Annotated in this window: 20 protein-coding genes; 12 read left to right on the top strand and 8 right to left on the bottom strand. The window is 73.0% G+C overall.

Annotated elements, in window-relative coordinates; genetic code table 11:
• Positions 1 to 11: 11 nt before the first annotated feature.
• Both OG299_RS22320 and OG299_RS22315 read left to right on the top strand, forming a co-directional pair.
• Entirely contained in the window at positions 12 to 2579 is a 2568-nt protein-coding gene (locus tag OG299_RS22320; RefSeq protein ID WP_327362393.1) for a tetratricopeptide repeat protein, read from the top strand.
• Positions 2580 to 2644: 65 nt separating this feature from the next.
• A complete protein-coding gene (locus tag OG299_RS22315) occupies positions 2645 to 4294 on the top strand; it encodes a DNA repair helicase XPB (RefSeq protein ID WP_327362392.1) in 1650 nt (549 codons plus the stop codon).
• 52 nt (positions 4295 to 4346) lie between these two features.
• On the opposite strand, the gene OG299_RS22310 is transcribed toward OG299_RS22315, so the two are convergent.
• Positions 4347 to 5225 (bottom strand): glycosyltransferase family 87 protein, encoded by an 879-nt coding sequence (locus tag OG299_RS22310; protein ID WP_327362391.1) that lies wholly within the window; start codon positions 5223 to 5225, stop codon positions 4347 to 4349.
• A 79-nt stretch (positions 5226 to 5304) separates the two neighbouring features.
• Positions 5305 to 5490, bottom strand: a complete 186-nt coding sequence (locus OG299_RS22305; RefSeq protein WP_266628146.1) for a hypothetical protein — start codon at positions 5488 to 5490, stop codon at positions 5305 to 5307.
• Between the two features lie 424 nt (positions 5491 to 5914).
• Between OG299_RS22305 and OG299_RS22300 the strand changes: the two genes are divergently transcribed.
• Positions 5915 to 7888, top strand: a complete 1974-nt coding sequence (locus OG299_RS22300) for a HelD family protein (RefSeq protein WP_405706402.1) — start codon at positions 5915 to 5917, stop codon at positions 7886 to 7888.
• 140 nt (positions 7889 to 8028) lie between these two features.
• Here the strand turns inward: OG299_RS22300 and OG299_RS22295 are convergent, their stop codons facing one another.
• Positions 8029 to 8733 carry a copper homeostasis protein CutC gene (locus tag OG299_RS22295; RefSeq protein ID WP_266628142.1) on the bottom strand — a complete coding sequence of 235 codons (705 nt, stop codon included), beginning with the start codon at positions 8731 to 8733 and terminating at the stop codon, positions 8029 to 8031.
• Positions 8734 to 8859: 126 nt separating this feature from the next.
• Between OG299_RS22295 and OG299_RS22290 the strand changes: the two genes are divergently transcribed.
• A complete protein-coding gene (locus OG299_RS22290; protein ID WP_327364575.1) occupies positions 8860 to 9552 on the top strand; it encodes an HD domain-containing protein in 693 nt (230 codons plus the stop codon).
• Between the two features lie 68 nt (positions 9553 to 9620).
• A complete protein-coding gene (locus tag OG299_RS22285) occupies positions 9621 to 10835 on the top strand; it encodes a Cmx/CmrA family chloramphenicol efflux MFS transporter (protein ID WP_327364574.1) in 1215 nt (404 codons plus the stop codon).
• Here the strand turns inward: OG299_RS22285 and OG299_RS22280 are convergent.
• From OG299_RS22280 to OG299_RS22270, 3 genes are all read right to left on the bottom strand, one after another.
• The gene (locus OG299_RS22280; protein ID WP_327362389.1) at positions 10825 to 10968 is read right to left on the bottom strand and encodes a hypothetical protein; all 144 of its coding nucleotides are present in this window, start codon (positions 10966 to 10968) and stop codon (positions 10825 to 10827) included. The two genes, OG299_RS22285 and OG299_RS22280, sit on opposite strands and share 11 nt — an antisense overlap.
• A 192-nt stretch (positions 10969 to 11160) precedes the next feature.
• On the bottom strand, positions 11161 to 11427 hold the full coding sequence (locus OG299_RS22275) for a DUF4031 domain-containing protein (RefSeq protein WP_266666049.1): 267 nt from the start codon (positions 11425 to 11427) through the stop codon (positions 11161 to 11163).
• A gap of 7 nt (positions 11428 to 11434) precedes the next feature.
• Positions 11435 to 11812 carry a DUF8819 family protein gene (locus OG299_RS22270; RefSeq protein ID WP_266628136.1) on the bottom strand — a complete coding sequence of 126 codons (378 nt, stop codon included), beginning with the start codon at positions 11810 to 11812 and terminating at the stop codon, positions 11435 to 11437.
• Between the two features lie 101 nt (positions 11813 to 11913).
• Between OG299_RS22270 and OG299_RS22265 the strand changes: the two genes are divergently transcribed.
• The 6 genes from OG299_RS22265 (at position 11914) to OG299_RS22240 (ending at position 17106) form a co-directional block, all read left to right on the top strand.
• Positions 11914 to 12852 carry a MurR/RpiR family transcriptional regulator gene (locus OG299_RS22265; RefSeq protein WP_266628134.1) on the top strand — a complete coding sequence of 313 codons (939 nt, stop codon included), beginning with the start codon at positions 11914 to 11916 and terminating at the stop codon, positions 12850 to 12852.
• Positions 12849 to 13787 carry an N-acetylmuramic acid 6-phosphate etherase gene (gene murQ, locus OG299_RS22260; RefSeq protein ID WP_327362388.1) on the top strand — a complete coding sequence of 313 codons (939 nt, stop codon included), beginning with the start codon at positions 12849 to 12851 and terminating at the stop codon, positions 13785 to 13787. The genes OG299_RS22265 and murQ overlap by 4 nt, the downstream gene beginning before the upstream one ends.
• A 99-nt stretch (positions 13788 to 13886) precedes the next feature.
• The gene (locus OG299_RS22255; protein WP_327362387.1) at positions 13887 to 15374 is read left to right on the top strand and encodes a PTS transporter subunit EIIC; all 1488 of its coding nucleotides are present in this window, start codon (positions 13887 to 13889) and stop codon (positions 15372 to 15374) included.
• A 28-nt stretch (positions 15375 to 15402) separates the two neighbouring features.
• Complete coding sequence (locus OG299_RS22250; protein WP_266628128.1) at positions 15403 to 15777, top strand: M60 family metallopeptidase; 375 nt, start codon at positions 15403 to 15405, stop codon at positions 15775 to 15777.
• On the top strand, positions 15774 to 16349 hold the full coding sequence (locus OG299_RS22245; protein WP_327362386.1) for a GNAT family N-acetyltransferase: 576 nt from the start codon (positions 15774 to 15776) through the stop codon (positions 16347 to 16349). The genes OG299_RS22250 and OG299_RS22245 overlap by 4 nt, the downstream gene beginning before the upstream one ends.
• Before the next feature lie 178 nt (positions 16350 to 16527).
• Positions 16528 to 17106 carry a Uma2 family endonuclease gene (locus tag OG299_RS22240; protein ID WP_327362385.1) on the top strand — a complete coding sequence of 193 codons (579 nt, stop codon included), beginning with the start codon at positions 16528 to 16530 and terminating at the stop codon, positions 17104 to 17106.
• Positions 17107 to 17138: 32 nt separating this feature from the next.
• Here the strand turns inward: OG299_RS22240 and OG299_RS22235 are convergent, their stop codons facing one another.
• On the bottom strand, positions 17139 to 17738 hold the full coding sequence (locus tag OG299_RS22235; protein WP_327362384.1) for a phosphoribosylanthranilate isomerase: 600 nt from the start codon (positions 17736 to 17738) through the stop codon (positions 17139 to 17141).
• A gap of 135 nt (positions 17739 to 17873) precedes the next feature.
• Here OG299_RS22235 and OG299_RS22230 point away from each other — a divergent pair, with 135 nt between their 5' ends.
• Complete coding sequence (locus OG299_RS22230; RefSeq protein WP_327362383.1) at positions 17874 to 18446, top strand: Uma2 family endonuclease; 573 nt, start codon at positions 17874 to 17876, stop codon at positions 18444 to 18446.
• A gap of 86 nt (positions 18447 to 18532) precedes the next feature.
• On the opposite strand, the gene groL is transcribed toward OG299_RS22230, so the two are convergent.
• On the bottom strand, positions 18533 to 20155 hold the full coding sequence (gene groL / locus OG299_RS22225; RefSeq protein WP_266628122.1) for a chaperonin GroEL: 1623 nt from the start codon (positions 20153 to 20155) through the stop codon (positions 18533 to 18535).
• Between the last annotated feature and the right edge of the window lie 81 nt (positions 20156 to 20236).

The following is a 20236-nucleotide window of genomic DNA, read 5'->3' as shown; positions in this document are numbered from 1 at the left end:
CCGTTGGACGTATGACCGGTTCAGATGACAGGCACGGCATCCACAACACCATCAGCGGCGGGATGTACTTCAGCGCCGTCGTGCAGGGTGCCCACGCCAACGTCACCCTGCAGCTCCCGGCCACCGTCCCGGCCGCGCTGACCGGCCTGCCGGCCCCCTCCCCCGCCTTCACCGGCCGGGAGGCGGAGGAGGAGTCCCTGCTCGCGGCGGTGCGGCCCGACCCGTCGTCGGCCGGCGCCGCCCGGCAGGTGATCGCGGGGCTGCCCGGAGTGGGCAAGACCGAGCTCGCCGTCCAGGTGGCCCACCGCGCGCTCGGCGCGGCGGATCTGCTGCCGGGCGGCGTCCTGTTCATCGATCTCTTCGGCTACGACGACCGGCGGCGCGTCGGTCCCCACCGGGCCCTCGGCTCACTGCTCCGCGCCCTCGCAGTCCCCCACGAGCACGTCCCGGAGGACGTGGGGGAACGGGCCGGGCTCTACCGGTCCGTCCTCGCCGCCTACGCGGCGGGCGGACGGCGGATCCTGGTCGTCCTGGACAACGCGATGGACAGCGCCCAGGTCCGTCCGCTGCTGCCGGGCGACCCGGACATCCCCGTACTGATCACCTCCCGGCACACCCTGAGCGACCTCGGGGCCCGTGTGCTCGACCTCTCCGTCCTCGGGCGGCAGGCGGCGGTGGAGCTCGTCGGACGCAACCTGCGGAGCATCGTGGGCCCCGCCGACACCCGGGTCGCGGACGAACCGGCGGCGGCCGCGGAACTCGCGGACCTCTGCGGCCGGCTCCCCCTCGCGCTCTCCGTCGTCAGCGCCCTGCTGGCCGACGTCCCCACCCGGCCGCTGCACTCCATGGCGGCCGCCCTCGGCGACGCCCGGCGCCGGCTGCAGCGGCTCAGCCGCGAGGACCTCGCCGTCCGCGCGGCCTTCGACCTCTCGTACCGCCACCTGGCGCCGGACCAGGCCCGGCTGTTCCGGCTGCTGGCCCTCAACCCGGGCCCCGACCTGTCCACCGAGGCCGTGGCCGCCCTGGCCGGTGCGGAGCCCTGGGACGCGGAGGACCTGCTGCTGCCCCTCGCCCGCGGGCACTTCATCGAGCCCGGACCACCCCCGTACGGGCGCTGGCGGATGCACGACCTCATGCGCCTGTACGCGGACGAACTGTGCCGGGCCCAGGACGAGCCGGGCGAACGGGAGGCGGCCACCGACCGGTTGTACCTGTACTACCTGGCGGGCGCCCAGGCCGCCGACACCCACGTGGACGCCGGGCTCCCGCCCGACCCCCACTTCGCCGGCCGGGAAGCGGCCCTGGCCTGGCTGGACGCCGAGCGGCACAACCTGCGTGCCGCGGCCCTCGCCGCACCGGGGCTGGGGCGGCCCGAGGCACTGGTCCGACTCCATTCGTCCTTGCTGGAATTCCACTCCCTGCGCCGCCACTTCGACGAGTACGCCGAACTGGCCGTCGCCGCACTGGGGGCCGTCCGCGCCTCGCAGGACCCGGTGCTGCGGGGCACGGAGTCGAGCATCCTGAACAACCTGGGCACGGCCCGGCGCGAGCTGCGCCTCTTCGAGGCCGCATCGGCCTCGTACCAGGAGGCCCTGGCCCTGCACGAACGGGACGGGGACCCCTTCGCCGCGGCCGCCACCCTGACCAACCTCGGCCTGACCTACCAGCAGATGAACCGCCCGGAGGAGGCGGTCGACCTGCTCCGGCAGGCCCTGGACCGCTATCCGCCGGACAGCGATCCGCGCGCCCGGGGCATGGCGTACAACAACCTCGGCAAGGCCCTGCACGACCTGCGCCGGCTCCCGGAGGCCTCCGAGGCCTTCGCCGAGGACATCGCCATCTGCCGGACGGCGGACGACCGCAGGGGCGAGGGCACCGCGCTCAACAACCTGGGGATGGTGCTGCGCGACATGGGGCAGTACGGCGCCGCCGCCGAGGCCCACGAAGACGCGCTGGCCGCCGCCGAGGAGACCGGGGACCTGTACGGCGCGGGTCTCGCCCTGGCGAACAGCGGGCTGGCCCTCGCCATGGGCCGCGACGAACGCGGACCCCAGGAGGCGGTCGACCGGCTCACAAGGGCCCTGGAGATCCTGGACTCGCTCGGCGACGAGCACATGGCGGCCCAGGCGCAGAGCCAGCTCGGTCTGGTCCTGATCCGGTGCGGCCGGGCCCCGGAGGCGATCGCCCCGCTCGAGTCGGTGGTCGAGGCGAGCCGCAGGACCGGGGACCCGCACACCGCGGCGATGGCGTTGACCAATCTGGGCACGGCCCTGGAACTCACCGGCCTGTACGAGGACGCCGTACGGGCCCAGACGGACTCCGTCTCCCTCTACCGGCAGCTGGGCGAGCGCCACCACGAGGCGAAGGCCCTGTTCAACCTCGGCCTCGCCCTGCGGCACACCGGTGGCCTGGCCGCGGCTCAGGACGCGTTCCACGCCTCCGCGACCGCCTTCCGGGAATCCGGCGACGAGTACCTCCACACCCAGGCCCTGCGGCTCCACGAAGAGACCGGGAGATGGCGCACACAGCAGCTGCCCGGGCGGCTCAGGGGATCGGGGCCCCGGACACCGGGCCCCTGATACGGCAGACTGGAGGTTTGGCCGTCCGCGCCCGGGCAGCCACCCCACGTCGGAAAGGGACGTTTGTGAACGGGCCTCTCATCGTCCAGAGCGACAAAACACTCCTCCTCGAGGTCGACCACGAGCTCGCCGGTGCCGCGCGCCGGGCCATCGCCCCCTTCGCCGAGCTCGAGCGGGCCCCCGAGCACATCCACACGTACCGGATCACCCCGCTCGGCCTGTGGAACGCCCGGGCCGCGGGGCACGACGCCGAGCAGGTCGTCGACGCGCTCGTCGAGTTCTCCCGCTACCCCGTCCCGCACGCGCTGCTCGTCGACGTCGCCGAGACCATGGCGCGCTACGGCCGCCTCACCCTCTCCAAGCACCCCGTCCACGGGCTGGTCCTGACCAGCACCGACCGGCCGGTGCTCGAGGAGATCCTGCGGTCCAAGCGGATCATCCCGCTGGTCGGTGCCCGGCTCGACCCCGACACGGTGGCCGTGCACCCCTCCGAGCGCGGGCAGATCAAGCAGACCCTGCTGAAGCTGGGCTGGCCCGCCGAGGACCTCGCCGGGTACGTCGACGGCGAGGCGCACGCCATCGACCTCGTCGAGGACGGCTGGGCGCTGCGGCCGTACCAGCAGCAGGCCGTCGAGGGCTTCTGGCACGGCGGCTCGGGCGTGGTCGTGCTGCCCTGCGGCGCCGGCAAGACGCTGGTCGGCGCCGGGGCCATGGCGATGGCCAAGGCGACCACGCTGATCCTGGTCACGAACACCGTCTCGGCCCGGCAGTGGAAGCACGAGCTGGTCAAGCGGACCTCGCTGACGGAGGAGGAGATCGGCGAGTACTCCGGCACCCGCAAGGAGATCCGGCCGGTCACCATCGCCACCTACCAGGTCCTGACGACGAAGCGGAAGGGCGTCTACCCGCACCTGGAGCTGTTCGACTCCCGGGACTGGGGGCTGATCCTCTACGACGAGGTGCACCTGCTGCCGGCGCCGGTGTTCAAGTTCACCGCCGACCTGCAGGCGCGGCGGCGGCTCGGCCTGACCGCGACGCTGGTCCGCGAGGACGGCCGCGAATCGGACGTGTTCTCGCTCATCGGCCCGAAGCGGTTCGACGCGCCGTGGAAGGAGATCGAGGCGCAGGGCTACATCGCCCCGGCGGACTGCGTCGAGGTCCGCGTGAACCTCACCGAGTCGGAGCGGCTCGCGTACGCGACCGCCGAGACGGAGGAGAAGTACCGCTTCTGCGCGACGACGGCGACGAAGCGGAAGGTCACCGAGGCGCTCGTCGCCAAGCACCGGGGCGAGCAGACGCTGGTCATCGGGCAGTACATCGACCAGCTCGACGAGCTCGGCGAGCACCTGGACGCGCCCGTCATCAAGGGCGAGACCTCCAACGCGCAGCGGGAGAAGCTCTTCAACGCGTTCCGCGAGGGCGAGATCAGCGTGCTGGTGGTGTCGAAGGTCGCGAACTTCTCCATCGACCTGCCCGAGGCGACGGTCGCGATCCAGGTGTCCGGCACCTTCGGCTCCCGGCAGGAGGAGGCCCAGCGCCTGGGCCGCGTGCTGCGCCCGAAGGCGGACGGCCACGAGGCGCGGTTCTACTCGGTCGTCGCCCGCGACACGATCGACCAGGACTTCGCGGCGCACCGCCAGCGCTTCCTCGCCGAACAGGGCTACGCCTACCGGATCATGGACGCCGACGAACTCCTGACGACCGACGGCCCGTAGGAGCAGGCGAGCAGGTAGGAGCAGGCGAGCAGGAGGCGGGATCCGGCTGACCTCACAGATCTTGGCCGAGTACGTGGTGTCGCGCGGGCGCCTGCTGCTCGTGGTGCTCGTGGTGCTGCGCGTCTTCGACGACGCGGACATCCTGCTGCCCGAGGGGTGACCTTCGTACGGGGACCAGGACGAGGCCGGGCTTCGGAGCCGGGCGGCGGGTCGTCGCCGACCGGGCCAGGAGGGCGAGCAGGGGGACGCACCAGACCCACAGGTGCGGCCAGTCCAGCAGCAGGGCCCGGCCGGAGGCGGGCAGGTGCCGGGCCCAGAACTCGGCGGAGGCCTGCGGGAGGACGAGCAGCCCGAGCAGGGCGGTACCGGCGAGGGCGCCCAGCGCCGTCAGCCCGGCCCGGATCCGGCCGGTCAGCAGCAGGTACGGGATGAACAGCGCCGGGGTCAGGGTGATCCCGGCGGCCGTGCCCAGCGCGAAGCCCTTGCCGAGCGCGGCGCCGGGCCGGCGCAGGTCCCACAGGACCAGGCAGGCGAGCGCCAGGTTGACCTGCCCGGCGAGCAGGCCCTGGAACAGCGGCTCCACCCACAGCCCGGCGATGGTGGCGGCCAGGACGGGACCGGGCCGGGCCCGCAGTCCCGCGAGGCGGCAGGACATCAGGATCAGCAGGGCGAGCAGACAGGCGTTGCCGAGGACGAAGACGGCCTTCAGGACGCCCACGGGCAGCCAGGCGGCCGGTGTGAACAGGATCGCCGCGAACGGCGGGTACGCGGCGGGAGGGCGCCACTCGGCGGCGCAGAACCCGGCGGCGAGGCCGTCGGCGATCGGGATGCGCAGCGCGATGCAGAGCACGCCGAGTACGAGGAGCGGGCCCGTGACCAGCACGCCGGCCAAGGGCGACGGCGGGGGGCTGGGACGGGTGCTCCTGGTCACGCGCGTGACCCTAGTGGATCAGCGCGCCCCCTCCGCCGCTATCCGGCCAGCCCGCTGCGCGGCGCAGCCGGGATGCTGGTCAGCGGCGTATGACGCCGGCGTCCTCGGCGTATTCGCCCAGGACGACGACGCTCACCGCCGCCGCCGCGAAGACCTTCGCGGCGCGCAGGACGTTGCCCACCACGTGGCGGGGAGGGGAGTCGGAGGTGGCGGTGGCGCCGCTAGGGCGGCCGCCCCGGACCGGGGTGAAGGTTGCGGTGCTCATACGTCCATGGTGCGCTTTTGCCTCCCTTGTCACATCGCCCTGGGGGCGGAGCCGCAGGCCCTCCCGCCTACTCCTGCGGGCCCATGCCGTCCCCTAGTGGCTCTGCCCCAGGTCTGACACTCCCCGGTATGACACCCGGACGGGCGTCCCGCTCAGGAGGGACTTCCGTCCCGGTATTCCGTTCGCGCCCCACTTGCACGGTGACTACAATCTCCGCTCTTGCCGCCTCCCGCTGCCGTTCCGGGGAGAGCCGCCCGCCGGCCGGAAACCGGCGGGCATCGTTCCGTACCGATCAGCAGCTGGAGGCATTTCCGTGTCCGCGCACGCCCCCGAGACCGGCATCGACAACGACAGCGACTCCGCCGCCCACCCCCTCGCCCGCGAACAGGCCCACCTCACCGACTCCCGCGCCGCGCTCCGCGCCATGCGCGAGGACGTCGAGGCCCTCGACATCCGCGACGTCACCGCGAACTGGGTCAACGCGATCGTCCTCCAGGCCCAGATCGACGACCGGATCAAGGCGCTGGCCGACCTCGCGCACACCCCGCTCTTCTTCGGCCGCCTCAACTACCTGCACGCACCGGGCGCCGAGCTCGCCGAGGGCGCGGAGGGCGAGCAGTTCTACATCGGCCGCCGCCACGTCCACGACGCCGACGGCGACCCCATGGTGATCGACTGGCGCGCGCCCGTCTCCCAGCCGTTCTACCGGGCCTCGAAGAACGACCCGCAGGACATCGCGCTGCGCCGGCGCTTCGGCTACACGGGCGGCGAGCTCACCGCGTACGAGGACGAGCACCTCTCCGACCCCGCAGAGGCGGCGGCCGTCAGCAAGCTGCTCCAGCAGGAGATCGAGCGCCCGCGCGTCGGCCCCATGCGCGACATCGTCGCGACGATCCAGCCCGAGCAGGACGAGATCGTCCGCTCCGGCCTGTCCGGCTCCGTCTGCGTGCAGGGCGGCCCCGGCACCGGCAAGACGGCGGTCGGCCTGCACCGCGTCGCGTACCTGCTGTACGCCCACCGCGAGCGGCTCGCCCGTACCGGCACGCTCGTCATCGGTCCGAACCGCTCCTTCCTGCACTACATCGAGCAGGTGCTCCCGGCCCTGGGCGAGCTCGAGGTCAAGCAGGCCACCGTCGAGGACCTGGTGGCCCGCGACGGCCTGGAGATCCGCGGCACCGACGCCGCCGCGACCGCCGTCGTCAAGGGCGACGCCCGGATGGCGCAGGTGCTGCGCCGCGCGGTCCGCTCGCACGTCACCGCGCCCGACGAGCCGCTGATGGTGGTGCGCGGTTCGCGCCGCTGGCGGGTGCCGGCGTACGAGCTCGAGGAGATCGTGGCGGAGCTCCTCGCCCGGGACATCCGCTACGGCGCCGCCCGCGACGCGCTGCCGCAGCGGATCGCGCACACCGTGCTCGTACGGATGGAGCAGGCGGGCGAGGCGCCCGACGACCGCGTCCAGGACGCGGTGGCCCGGGGCGCCGCCGTGAAGGCGGCGGTCAAGGCGGTGTGGCCGGCGGTGGAGCCGGCGAAGCTGGTGCTGCGGCTGCTGTCGGACGCGGAGTTCCTGGCGGAGCACGCGCAGGGCGTCCTCTCGGACGAAGAGCAGCAGCTCCTGCTGTGGCCCAAGCCGTTCCGGAGCGTGAAGTCGGCGAAGTGGTCGGCGGCGGACCTGGTCCTGATCGACGAGGCGGCGGACCTGGTGGAGCGCACGCATTCGCTGGGCCATGTCGTCCTCGACGAGGCGCAGGACCTGTCGCCGATGCAGTACCGGGCGGTGGGCCGGCGCTGCACGACGGGCTCGGCGACGGTCCTGGGCGACCTCGCGCAGGGCACGACCCCGTGGGCGACGCGCAGCTGGGACGAGGCCCTGGCGCACCTGGGCAAGCCGGAGGCGGCGCTGGAGGAGCTGACGGCGGGCTTCCGCGTGCCGCGCGAGGTGATCGCGTACGCCTCGCGGCTGCTGCCGTCGATCTCCCCGGGGCTGGCCGCGGTCTCCTCGGTCCGTGAGACGCCGGGCTCGCTGGTCGTCGCGCCGACGCCGGACCTGACGGCCTCCGTCCTGGACGCCTGCCGCGTCTCCCTCGGCCACGAGGGCTCGATCGGCCTGATCGCGGCGGACGCGCGGATCCCGGAGCTGGCGCAGGCCCTGCGGGCGGCGGGGATGGCGTACCTGTCGCCGGGCGAGGAGACGACGGCGCAGGCGCGGCTGACGCTGGTGCCGGCGTCGCTGGCGAAGGGCCTGGAGTACGACTACGTGGTCCTGGACGAGCCGGCGGCGATCGTCGCGGGCGAGCCGGACGAGCGGACGGGGCTGCGCCGCCTGTACGTCTGCCTCACCCGAGCGGTGTCGGGCCTGACGCTGCTGCACGCCGACCCGCTGCCGGCGGAGCTGGCGTAGCCGGGGGCCGGGCGGGCCCCGCCGAAGCCGGGCCCTGACGTGGCCCCGCCCCCAGGGGGTGCCCCCTGCCCGACCGCCGGCGGGGCCGGATTCTTCGGCCCCGCCGGCGGTCGGGCGGCGCGGCGCGCGGAGGCAGGCCGTCAGGCCAGGGCGGTGCGCCAGGTGGCGACGGCGGCGGCGGAGACCGGGCGTTCCCACCCGGAGGGCCTGGCCGCGCCGCCGATGTGGAACGCGTCGATCCCCCCGGCCCGCAGCTCCGGCAGGTGCGACAGGGCCAGCCCGCCGCCGACCAGGATCTGCGCCGTGTACCCCGGCTCCCCGCGCCGCGCCGCCTCGGCCAGCAGCACCGGCAGGCCCGCCCCGACCCCCTGCGCCGCCCCCGCCGTCAGGTACGTGTCCGGCCCCGGCAGCCCCGGCGCGGCGGCGACCGCCTTGCGCAGCTGGTCCCGGTCCGCGGCCCGGTCGATCGCCCGGTGGAAGGTCCACTTGCAGCCGTGCAGCTCCGCCAGGACCGCCTCGAGCGCCGCCAGGTCCGGGCTGCCGTCCGGGTTCAGGAAGCCGAGGACGAACTCCTGCGCCCCCTCCGCCCGCAGCGCCCGCGCCTCCGCGACCAGCAGGTCCACGTCCTCGGCGGAGCCCGCCGCGAAACCGTCCGTCTTGCGGAGCATCACGCGCAGCGGGATGTCGACCGCCGCCCTGATCGCCGCGAAGGTCTCGCGCGGCGGGGTGAGCCCGTCGGCGGCCATCTCGGTGACCAGTTCCAGTCGGTCCGCCCCACCGGCCTGGGCCGCGACCGCGTCCTCCACGTCGAGGGCGATCACCTCCAGGACTGCACGGTTGCTCATCGGTCCCCACTCCTCCGGAAAGCTGCTGGTATGGAAAATAGGTCTAGTCCAATATCTAGAGTACGGGCCGCCGCCCACCCTCCACCAGCGCCATCACGCCACCCGCACAATGTCCGCATGGACCCCATGGACACCGAGCCCAACGGCGAGCCCGACACCGAGCCCGCCGACGCGCCCGACACCGCCCCGCTCCGCGCCCGTTGGCGCGCGACGGCCACCGCCGCCGGGGCCCCCGCGGACCGCGACCCCGACCCCTACGCCGACCGGCTCCTGGCCGCCTGGGCGGAGCCGCAGCGCCAGTACCACACCACCGCGCACCTGGCCGACGTACTCGCACGGATCGACGTCCTAGCCCCGCACGCCGCCGACCCCGCCGCCGTCGAGCTGGCCGCCTGGTTCCACGACGCCGTCTACCGCCCCGACCGCTCCGAGAACGAGGAGCGCAGCGCCGCCCTCGCCGAGCGCGCCCTGCCCGAGCTCGGCATCGGCGCCGCCCGCACCGCCGAAGTGGCCCGCCTGGTCCGGCTCACCGTCACCCACGACCCCGCCCCCGGCGACACCAACGGCGAGGTGCTCTGCGATGCGGACCTGGCCGTCCTGGCGGGCGGCCCGGACGCGTACGCCGCGTACGTCGCCGCCGTCCGCGCCGAGTACGGGTTCGTCCCCGAGGGCGCCTTCCGCGCCGGCCGGGCCGCCGTACTGCGCCAGCTGCTCGCGCTGCCCCGCCTCTTCCGCACCCCGTACGGCAGTGCGCACTGGGAGGCCGCGGCCCGCCGCAACCTGGCCGCCGAGCTCGCCGGCCTGAGCGCCGGGGAATGAGATCCGAGGCGCGGAGGTTCGTACGGGACGTGCCCCCAGCCCCCGCCCCCGCCCCCGGCCGCTCCCGCATGCCCGTCGCCGTCCACGTCCTCGGCCTGGCCGTCTTCGCGCTCGGGACGAGCGAGTTCATGCTGTCCGGACTGCTCCCGCCCATCGCCGAGGACATGGGCGTCACCATCCCGCAGGCGGGCCTGCTGATATCGGCCTTCGCGATCGGCATGGTCGTCGGGGCGCCGCTGCTGGCGGTGGCCACGCTGCGGCTCCCGCGCCGCACCACCCTCATCGCGCTCATCAGCCTCTTCGGCCTCGGGCAGGTTGCGGGGGCGCTGGCCCCCTCGTACGAGCTCCTCTTCGCCTCCCGCATCCTCGCCGCGCTCGCCTGCGCCGGCTTCTGGGCGGTCGGCGCGGCCGTCGCCATCGCGATGGTGGAGAAGGACCAGCGGGCCCGCGCCATGGCCGTCATGATCGGCGGCCTGTCCATCGCCAACGTCCTCGGCGTCCCCGCCGGCGCCTTCCTCGGGGAGCACCTGGGCTGGCGTTCGGCGTTCTGGTCGGTCGGCGCGGCCTCGGCCGTGGCCCTCGTCGGCATCCTGGCGCTGATCCCGGACATCCCGCTGCCCGCCGTACGGCCCACTCTGACGCGGGAGCTGCGCATCTACCGCGACCGCCAGGTGTGGCTGTCCATCGGCGTCACGGCTCTGGCCGCGGGCGGGGTCTTCTGCGCGTTCAGCTACCTGTCGCCGCTGCTGACGGAGGTCGCCGGGCTGGATGCGGGCCGGGTGCCGTGGGTGCTGGCGCTGTTCGGGGTCGGCGCGCTCGTCGGCACGACGATCGGCGGGCGGGTCGCGGATGCGCATCTGTTCGGGGTGATGCTGTGGGGCATCGCCGCGTCCACGGTCTTCCTCGTCGCACTGGCCCTGCTGGCGTCGGCGGCAGTGGCGGCGGTGGGGCTGTCGTTCCTGCTCGGCGTCTCGGCGTTCTTCACGGCGCCGGCGCTCAACGCCCGCATGTTCAACGTCGCGGGCGCGGCCCCGACCCTCGCCGGGGCCACCACGACGGCGGCGTTCAACCTGGGCAACACGGGCGGCCCCTGGCTCGGCGGCACCGTGATCGACGCCGACTACGGCTTCGCCGCCACCGCCTGGGCAGGCGCCGCGATGACGGTGACCGCGATCACCCTCGTCGTGATCGCGCTGCGCCTGGACCGGCGTACGCGGCCGCGGGCGACGCGGATCGTCGCGTCCTCGTCCGCCCACCCGGCGGCGGACACCGTCAGTACGTGAACGCCTGCCCGTGCCCGGTGACCCGCGGGTTCACCTGGGCATTCGGCGCGTTCCCGCCCTCGAGTTTGGTGCTGACGTGTACCTCGTAGCCGGTGCCGTGGGCGAGCGGCGCGATGACCTGCTCAGCCAGCATCGTGGATTTCGGACCGGCGGTGATGTCCCATCGCCCCCCGGCACATGACCGACCGTCATGTTGCTCTGCGAGGGCTCGCCGGGCGCATCCACCGGGCGGGCGCAGGGCAGGCGCAGACGGGATCCGGACGGACGCCGTCACCCTCGGCAACCACCCGGGAGCCGGGGCGCCGAGGGCCCCCGCCGCGCTCCGTTACGCCGGGCGGCCCTTCGGGCGGCGCAGGCCCGCGGACGTCAGGCGGCGGACCAGTTCCTTGCTGCCCACCTCCACCGCGCCCGCCCCCACCGCATCCGCGTAGCGGTGCGACGGCACGTCGTAGTGGTCGCGCTCGAAGGCCCTCGGCGGGCAGCCGATCGACGCCGCGAAGGCGTGCAGCTCCTCGTACGAGACGTCGCTGACCAGGTGCGACCACATGCGGCCATGGCCCGGCCACGTCGGCGGGTCGATGTAGAGCGTCACCGGCGGATCACCGGCCGGCGCCGAAGACGGGCGCGAGGCCGCCGACCGTGGCGACCTTCACTCCTGCCTTGGCGCACACCCAGTGCGGGTCGGGTCCCAACTCCGGCTCCACGTCCAGCGCGTGCGGATCGCCGTGCGAGCAGACCGGGCACAGCGGCCAGCGCCCGTACTTCTCCAGCAGCGCGTCCTGTACGTCCTGGGCGACGAGTCCGGCAAGGTAGTCGACCCCCTCCGGCCACTGCTCCACCCACCACCGGCGGTGCGTGACCGAGTCTTCGACGAGGGAGACGACATCGGCCTCGGCGACCTCGCCCGCGACGAGATCGGCGAGGACAAGAGCGCGGGCGGTGTGCAGCGCCTGTTCCAGGGGGGTCGCGTGGTCCATGCGCCCATTGTGAACCCGTACGGGCCAAGTGGCGAAGACCCTTCTGCGCCGGTGCCGAATGGTGCCTTGACCCCCACCCCGGCCGAAAATAGATTTCAGGAATGAGCGATGACCCGAAAGTAACTTTCAGCGAGGGGGACGGGGGGAACGAGGGCACCGGCTCCGGCGTGCCGCTGCGGGCCCGCGTCCGCAGTCTCGGCCCCTCCATGACCCGCTCCGTACAGGCCGTCGCCGAGACCGTCGCCGCCGACCCCGCAGGCTGCTCCCGCCTCACCGTCAGCGCGCTCGCCGCGCGCACCGGCACCAGCGAGGCCACCGTCGTCCGCACCGCCCGCCTCCTGGGCTACCCCGGCTACCGCGACCTGCGCCTGGCCCTCGCCGCGCTCGCCGCGCAGCAGGAGTCCGGCGCGGCCCCCGCCGTCACCGCCGACATAGCCGTCGACGACCCGATCGCCGACGTCGTCGCCAAACTGGCCCACGAGGAGGCCCAGACCCTCGCCGACACCGCCGCCGGACTCGACCTCACCGCGCTCGCCGCCGCCGTCACCGCGCTCGCGACCGCCCGCCGCATCGACATCTACGGCGTCGGCGCCTCCGCCCTCGTCGGCCAGGACCTGGCCCAGAAGCTGCTGCGCATCGGCCTCGTCGCCCACGCCCACAGCGACCCCCACCTGGCCGTCACGGGCGCCGTGCAGCTGCGCCCCGGAGACGCGGCCGTCGCGATCACCCACTCCGGCGCCACGGGCGACGTCATCGACCCCCTCCGCACGGCCTTCGAGCGCGGCGCCACCACCATCGCGCTCACCAGCCGCCCGAACGCCCCCGTCGCCCACTACGCCGACCTCGTACTGGCCACCTCCGCCGCCCGCGAGACCCGGCTGCGCCCGGCCGCCATGTCCAGCCGGACCAGCCAGCTCCTCGTCGTCGACTGCCTGTTCGTCGCCGTCGCGCAGCAGACGTACGAGACCGCCGCGCCCGCTCTCGCCGCCTCGTACGCGGCACTCGCCCCCCGCCGAACCGCCAGGAGCCCCCGCCCATGACCGCGTCGTACGCCGCACTGCGCGCCCAGCTCGACACGTTGACCACCGAGGCCTTCCGCCCCGAACTGGCCGGGATCGACCGGCTGTCCACCCTCGAGATCGCCCGCACCATGAACGCCGAGGACGCCGGCGTCGCGGCCGCCGTCGCCACGCAGCTGCCGCACATCGCCGCCGCGATCGACGCGATCGCGCTGCGGATGGCCCGGGGCGGGCGGCTGGTCTACGCGGGCGCCGGCACCGCCGGGAGGATGGGCGTCCTGGACGCCAGCGAGTGCCCGCCCACCTTCAACACCGATCCGGCGCAGGTCGTCGGCCTGATCGCGGGCGGCCCCCGCGCCATGGTCGAAGCCGTCGAAGGCGCCGAGGACTGCGCCGAGCTGGCCGCCGCGGACCTGGCCGCCCTGGAGCTGACCGCCGACGACACCGTCATCGGCATCTCCGCCTCCGGCCGCACCCCGTACGCGATCGGCGCCGTCGCGTTCGCCCGTACCCGCGGCGCGCTCACCGTCGGCCTGTCCTGCAACGCCGGATCGGCGCTCGCCTCGGCCGCCGAGCACGGCATCGAGGTCGTCGTCGGGCCCGAGCTGCTGACCGGGTCCACCCGTCTGAAGGCCGGTACCGCGCAGAAGCTCGTCCTGAACCTCGTCTCGACCATCACGATGATCCGGCTCGGGAAGACGTACGGGAACCTGATGGTGGACCTGCGCGCCTCCAACGAGAAGCTGCGCGCCCGCTCCCGGCGGATCCTGGCGCTGGCCACCGGCGCGCCGGACGAGGAGATCGAGGCCGCGCTCGACGCCACCGGCGGCGAGGTCAAGCAGGCCGTACTCGTGCTCCTCGCGGGCGTGGACGGCCCGACCGCGGCGGGGCTGCTCACCGCCTCGCACGGCCACCTCCGCGAGGCCCTCGCCCGTGCGGCCGCCGCCACCGAGTGACGCCACCGACCCGCTGACCCGCTGACCTGCTGACCTGCTGACCTGCTGACCTGCTGACCTGCTGACTGCCCCGTTCCCCCGACGCAAGGCGATCACCACATGTCCACTGACAAGAACCGCGCCACAGCCGCCGCGATCCTCCCCCTGGTCGGCGGCCCGGACAACATCGGCTCGATCGCGCACTGCATGACCCGCCTGCGCATCGCACTGCACGACCGCTCGCTGGTCGACGACGCGGCCCTCAGGGCGCTGCCCGCGGTGCTGGGCGTCGTCGAGGACGACACCTACCAGATCGTGCTGGGGCCGGGGACCGTCGCCCGGGTGACCCCGGAGTTCGAGGCGCTGGTCGAGCGGGGCCGCTCGGCCGGGCGCCCGCCGGGTACGGCCGTCGCGGCGGTCACCGCCGAGGAACTCGCCGCCCAGGGCGCCGCGTTGAAGCAGGCACAGAAGGCCCGGAACAGCACCCCGGTGAAACTGTTCCTGCGCCGGATCGCCAACGTCTTCGTCCCGCTGATCCCGGCGCTCATCGGCTGCGGCATCATCGCCGGCCTGAACGGCGTGCTGCTGAACACCGGTTGGCTGCCCGCCGTCGTCCCGGCGCTCGCCGCGATCGCCTCCGGGTTCATGTCGCTGATCCCGGTGTTCGTCGGCTACAACACGGCCAAGGAGTTCGGCGGCACCCCGATCCTCGGCGGCGCCGTCGCCGCGGTCATCGTCTTCCCGGGCGTCGCGAAGATCGATGCTTTCGGCCAACACCTTTCGCCCGGCCAGGGCGGCGTACTCGGGGCCCTGGCGGCCGCGTTCCTCGCCGTCCGGGTGGAGAAGCTGTGTCGCAGGTGGGTCCCCGAGTCGGTGGACGCGCTGGTCACCCCTACCGTCACCGTCCTGGTCTCCGGGCTGGTGACGATTTTCGGCCTGATGTTCCTCGCCGGCGAGGTCTCCACCGCCATCGGCTCCTTCGCCACCTGGCTGCTCGCCACCGGCGGCGCCTTCGCCGGGCTGGTCCTGGGCGGCCTGTTCCTGCCGCTCGTGATGCTGGGCCTGCACCAGGCCCTGATCCCGATCCACACCACCCTCATCGAGCAGACCGGCCACACCGCCCTCCTGCCGATCCTCGCCATGGCGGGTGCGGGCCAGGTCGGCGCCGCGCTCGCGGTCTACTGCCGGCTGCCGCGCAACCGGTCGCTGCGGACGACCATCAGGTCCGCGCTCCCGGCGGGCTTCCTGGGCGTCGGCGAACCGCTGATCTACGGGGTCTCGCTCCCGCTGGGCCGCCCCTTCGTCACCGCCTGCGTGGGCGGTGCGGCGGGCGGGGCGTTCGTCGGGCTCTGCAACCAACTGGGTGTCGCGTTCGGCGCGACCGCCATCGGCCCGTCGGGGTGGGCGCTGTTCCCGCTGCTGGACGGCCCGTCGGGGATGGGCCTGAACCTCGCGATCTACGCGGGCGGCCTGGTGGTCGGCTACCTGGTGGGCTTCGCCGCCACGTACTTCTTCGGATTCACGCGGCAGATGCTGACCGAGCTCAACGCCGACCAGGAGCCAATTCCGGCCACCGCCCCACCGGCCACGGAGCCCGCTATGGCGTAAATAGAGGTCGGCCGGGGAGACTGCGCGAATGCAGCTCCCCGCCGAAGCCGTTGCCGCCACCGCTGTCGTCGAGGTCGTACGCCTCTCCGCGCGCCCCGAGCGCTACGGCGACCCCATGACCGGCCCGGTCGTCTCCCGCTGGACGGGCAGAGAGGCCGCCGACTCGCTCGCGCTGATCTCGTCGATGGCGCCGGGTGAGCCGCGCATCTGCTTCGCGCCGGGCTGGGGCCTGCGGGCGTACGACGCCGTGGACGAGCCCCTGTTCGAGCTGATCTTCTGCTTCAGCTGCCACCACAGCTGGCTGTGGGGGCAGGCTGTCCCGCCGGGCATGGGCTTCGACACCATCTCGGGCAGCACCGCCGACGCCGAGGCCCTGCTGGCCCACTTCCGGGACGCGGCATGACCCTCGCCCCGGTGGTCCCGCCCGGCCGGATGGCAGCCTTCCCCCAGCCGGTCCTCGACCTCCCGGGCGCGCTCCGCCTGCGCCCGTGGACCCCGGACGACGCCCCCGCGCTGGTCGAGTCCTGCCACGACCCGGAGATCCGCCACTGGAACCGCCCGGCCGTGCTGTCACCGGCCGAGGCCGTGGCCCGCACCGAGCGCTGGCAGGAGCGCTGGCACGCCGAGGAGGCCGCGATCTGGGCGGTGGCCCCGGCCGCCGGCGGCCTGCCCGTCGGCCTCATCGGCGTGGCCGACCTCGATCTCCCGGGCGGGAGCGGCGAGTTGCTGTACTGGCTCCTGCCCGCGGGCCGCGGCGGCGGTGTCATGGTCGAAGCCACGGACCGGGTCAGCCGCTGGGCCTTCGAGGAGCTCGGCCTGCACCGCCTGCGCATCACCCACTCGGTGGCCAACCCGGCCTCCTGCCGCATCGCGACGAAGGCCGGCTTCCCCCTGGAGGGCACCATGCGCGGCGCCCTCCTCCACGCGGACGGCTGGCACGACGAACACCTCCACGCCCGCCTCCGCACGGACTGACGTCAACGCCTCTTGAGCCTGCTCACCCCATTGGGCTAACCCTGTGCCATGGGCCGGCTCGGTTTTGGCATACGCCTCTGGCGTTTGCCTCAGCCGTAGCCGAACGGAGTCGAAGATGGCGCTTCAAGCGATCCGGCCCGGGACTCGCAGGGCACCATGGAGGCGAGGAGGCGATTCCATGACCACAGGCTCCACCAAGCGCCCACAGATGTCCCTCGATGACTTCGAAGCCCTTGAGCGCGGCGCTCCAGAGACCGTGACGCTCGAATTCATTGCGGGAACGCTAGAGGTAAAGCCTGTGCCCGACGGTGACCACGGGGCCATCTTCATGTGGCTGCTCCGGCAGTGCATGCAACACCGGCCCGAACTCGACCTGCATCCCGAGCAGGGGCTGAAAGTCGAGCAGTACCGCACCGGCCGTGCCCGCTCGGACGGAGTTCTCGCCCCCGTCGCACACTTCGCCGGACAGGGTGAGTGGGCGGATACGGCGGGCGTCCTGATGGTCGTGGAGGTCACCTCCCACGACTCCGACACCGACAGTCGCGACCGGAACGAGAAGCGGGACGGCTACGCGGCCGCCGGTATCCCGGTCTACCTGCTCATCGACCGGGAGCGGCACAGCCTGACCGTCTACAGCGAGCCCGCGGAGGGGAAGTACGGGGACGATCCCGCCTTCGCCTACGGCGAGATGGTCGAGATCCCCGCACCCGTCGGCATCACCCTCGACACCGAGGCCCTGAAGGAGTTCACCGACTAGACGCGCTCCGCCGACGCCACCGCCGGCCCGGATCACCCCCGGGCCGCCTCGATGAAGGCGCGGATCAGGTCGGGGGACTTCACCCCGCGTTCCCGCTCCACCCCGCTGGACACGTCCACGCCCCAGGCGCCCGTGGTTTCCACCGCCTCCCGCACGTTCCCCGGGTTCAGCCCGCCGGCCAGCAGCCAGCGCCCCTCGGGCGCGGTGAACTCCCGCGACGCCCAGTTCCAGGGCTTGCCGGAGCCGGGGTCGGGCGCGTCGAGCAGCAGCAGGTCCTCTCCGTACTCCCCGCAGCGCTTCACGTGCTCGGCGGTGGCCCGCAGCAGGCTCCGCCCCTCGGCGCGCAGCGCCTCGTAGTACTCCGGGCCCTCGTCCCCGTGCAGCTGCACGCCCCGTACGCCGCTCTCCTCGGCCAGCCGCCGGACCTCCTCGACCGGCTGTCCGCGGAAGACCCCGACGGTCAGCACCCCGGCCGGCACCCGCGCCGCGAGCTCCCGCGCCGCGGCGGCGTCGATCGTGCGGGGACTCCCGGCGGCGAAGACGAACCCGACGGCATCGGCCCCGGCGGCCACGGCCACGTCGACGTCGTTCGCGGTCTTCAGACCGCAGATCTTGACGAAGAGATCGCTCATACCCCCAGTCAACCAAAGCACCCCGTTCGGTGGTGATCCGTCTCGGCACCCGGGCGCGGCCACCCACGCGCCGCTAGCCTGGAACAGGGCTCACGCCCAGTGCACGGCACGCCACGCGGAGGACAACGGACGATCATGATCGAACGGGCCACACCGATGGAGCAGGCGGCACCGCCGACGTTCGAGACGCTCCTGCGCACCGTCGAGGAGATGGACACGCCAGACGGCTTCAAAGCCGAGCTCATCCGGGGGAAGATCATCGTGTCACCGTGGTCCAGGCGGCGTTACTACCTCCCCATGCGGGCGCTGCGCGAGCAGCTTCAGGCCCACGCCCCCGAAGGTCACGTCGCGGACATGGCGCCGTTCCTCTTCCAGTTCCCTGCAGCCGGGCGCGCCTACGGCCCCGATCTCTATGTGGTCGACGTGTCTGCCTTCGAGGGCGAGGGGAGACACCTGGACGGAGCGGAACTCTCCCTGGTGGCCGAGTTCACCTCGGTGTCCACGAAGGACGTGGACTGGCACGAAAAGCTGGACGTCTACGGACAGCTCGTCCCCGTCCACCTCGTCGTCGACATGCAGGCGTCTGAGATCACCTGTTTCTCGGACCCCTCCCCGCACGGGTACCAGTTCCGCAAGACGGTGCCCTTCGGTGCGCCCTTGCCCGTCCCGGACCCCTTCGGCTTCGACGTCGACAGCTCGGGCTTCTAAGACGCGTTGAAACGCCCGAGGGCGGCACCCCCCTGTACGGGGAGTGCCGCCCTCGGTCGAAGAACAGCCGATCAGCCAGGGGCCGATCAGAAGTCCATGTCACCGCCCGGCATGCCGCCGCCGGCCGGGGCGCCGGCCTTCTCGGGCTTGTCGGCGATGACGGCCTCGGTCGTCAGGAACAGCGCGGCGATGGACGCGGCGTTCTGCAGGGCAGAGCGCGTGACCTTCGCCGGGTCGATGATGCCCTCGGCGATCATGTCCACGTACTCGCCGGTCGCGGCGTTGAGGCCCCAGCCGACGGTCAGGTTGCGGACCTTCTCCACGACGACGCCACCCTCGAGACCACCGTTGACGGCGATCTGCTTGAGCGGGGCCTCCAGGGCGAGCTTCACGGCGTTGGCGCCGGTCGCCTCGTCACCCGACAGGTCGAGCTTCTCGAAGACCGCGGAGGCCTGGAGCAGGGCCACGCCACCACCGGCGACGATGCCCTCCTCGACGGCCGCCTTCGCGTTGCGAACGGCGTCCTCGATGCGGTGCTTGCGCTCCTTGAGCTCCACCTCGGTCGCGGCGCCGGCCTTGATGACGGCCACGCCGCCGGCCAGCTTCGCGAGGCGCTCCTGGAGCTTCTCGCGGTCGTAGTCCGAGTCGGAGTTCTCGATCTCGGCGCGGATCTGGTTGACGCGACCCTGGACCTGGTCGCTGTCACCGGAGCCGTCGACGATCGTGGTCTCGTCCTTGGAGATGACGACCTTGCGGGCGCGGCCGAGCAGGTCGAGACCCGCGTTCTCGAGCTTGAGGCCGACCTCCTCGGAGATGACCGTGCCGCCCGTGAGGATGGCGATGTCGCCGAGCATGGCCTTGCGGCGGTCGCCGAAGCCCGGGGCCTTGACGGCCACGGACCGGAAGGTGCCGCGGATCTTGTTGACGACCAGGGTCGACAGGGCCTCGCCCTCGACGTCCTCGGCGATGATCAGCAGCGGCTTGCCGGACTGCATGACCTTCTCGAGCAGCGGAAGGAGGTCCTTCACGTTGCCGATCTTGGAGTTGACGATCAGGATGTACGGGTCGTCCAGGGACGCCTCCATACGCTCCATGTCGGTGGCGAAGTACGCCGAGATGTAGCCCTTGTCGAAGCGCATGCCCTCGGTGAGCTCGAGCTCCAGACCGAAGGTCTGCGACTCCTCGACGGTGATGACGCCTTCCTTGCCGACCTTGTCCATGGCCTCGGCGATGAGCTCGCCGATCTGGGTGTCGGCGGCGGAGATGGAGGCGGTCGAAGCGATCTGCTCCTTGGTCTCCACGTCCTTGGCCTGGTCGAGCAGGGCGGCGGAGACGGCCTCGACGGCCTTCTCGATGCCACGCTTGAGGGCCATCGGGTTCGCACCGGCTGCCACGTTGCGCAGGCCCTCGCGGACGAGCGCCTGGGCGAGAACGGTGGCGGTGGTCGTACCGTCGCCGGCGACGTCGTCCGTCTTCTTGGCGACTTCCTTGACCAGCTCGGCGCCGATCTTCTCGTACGGGTCCTCGAGCTCGATCTCCTTGGCGATGGAGACACCATCGTTGGTGATCGTGGGGGCGCCCCACTTCTTCTCAAGGACGACGTTGCGACCCTTGGGGCCAAGGGTGACCTTGACGGCGTCGGCGAGCTGGTTCATCCCGCGCTCGAGACCGCGCCGGGCCTCCTCGTCGAACGCAATGATCTTGGCCATCTGAAGTGGTCCTCCAGGACTGGGGTTCCCCCTGCGCCGCCGGCGCGTGGGGAGGGTTGGATTGCTCCGGACCGCGCCCGC

The organism is Streptomyces sp. NBC_01296 (genome assembly GCF_035984415.1).
Classification (GTDB): domain Bacteria; phylum Actinomycetota; class Actinomycetes; order Streptomycetales; family Streptomycetaceae; genus Streptomyces.
The sequence above is the reverse complement of the archived record's forward strand: the minus strand, read 5'-3'. Positions and strand labels throughout refer to the sequence as shown.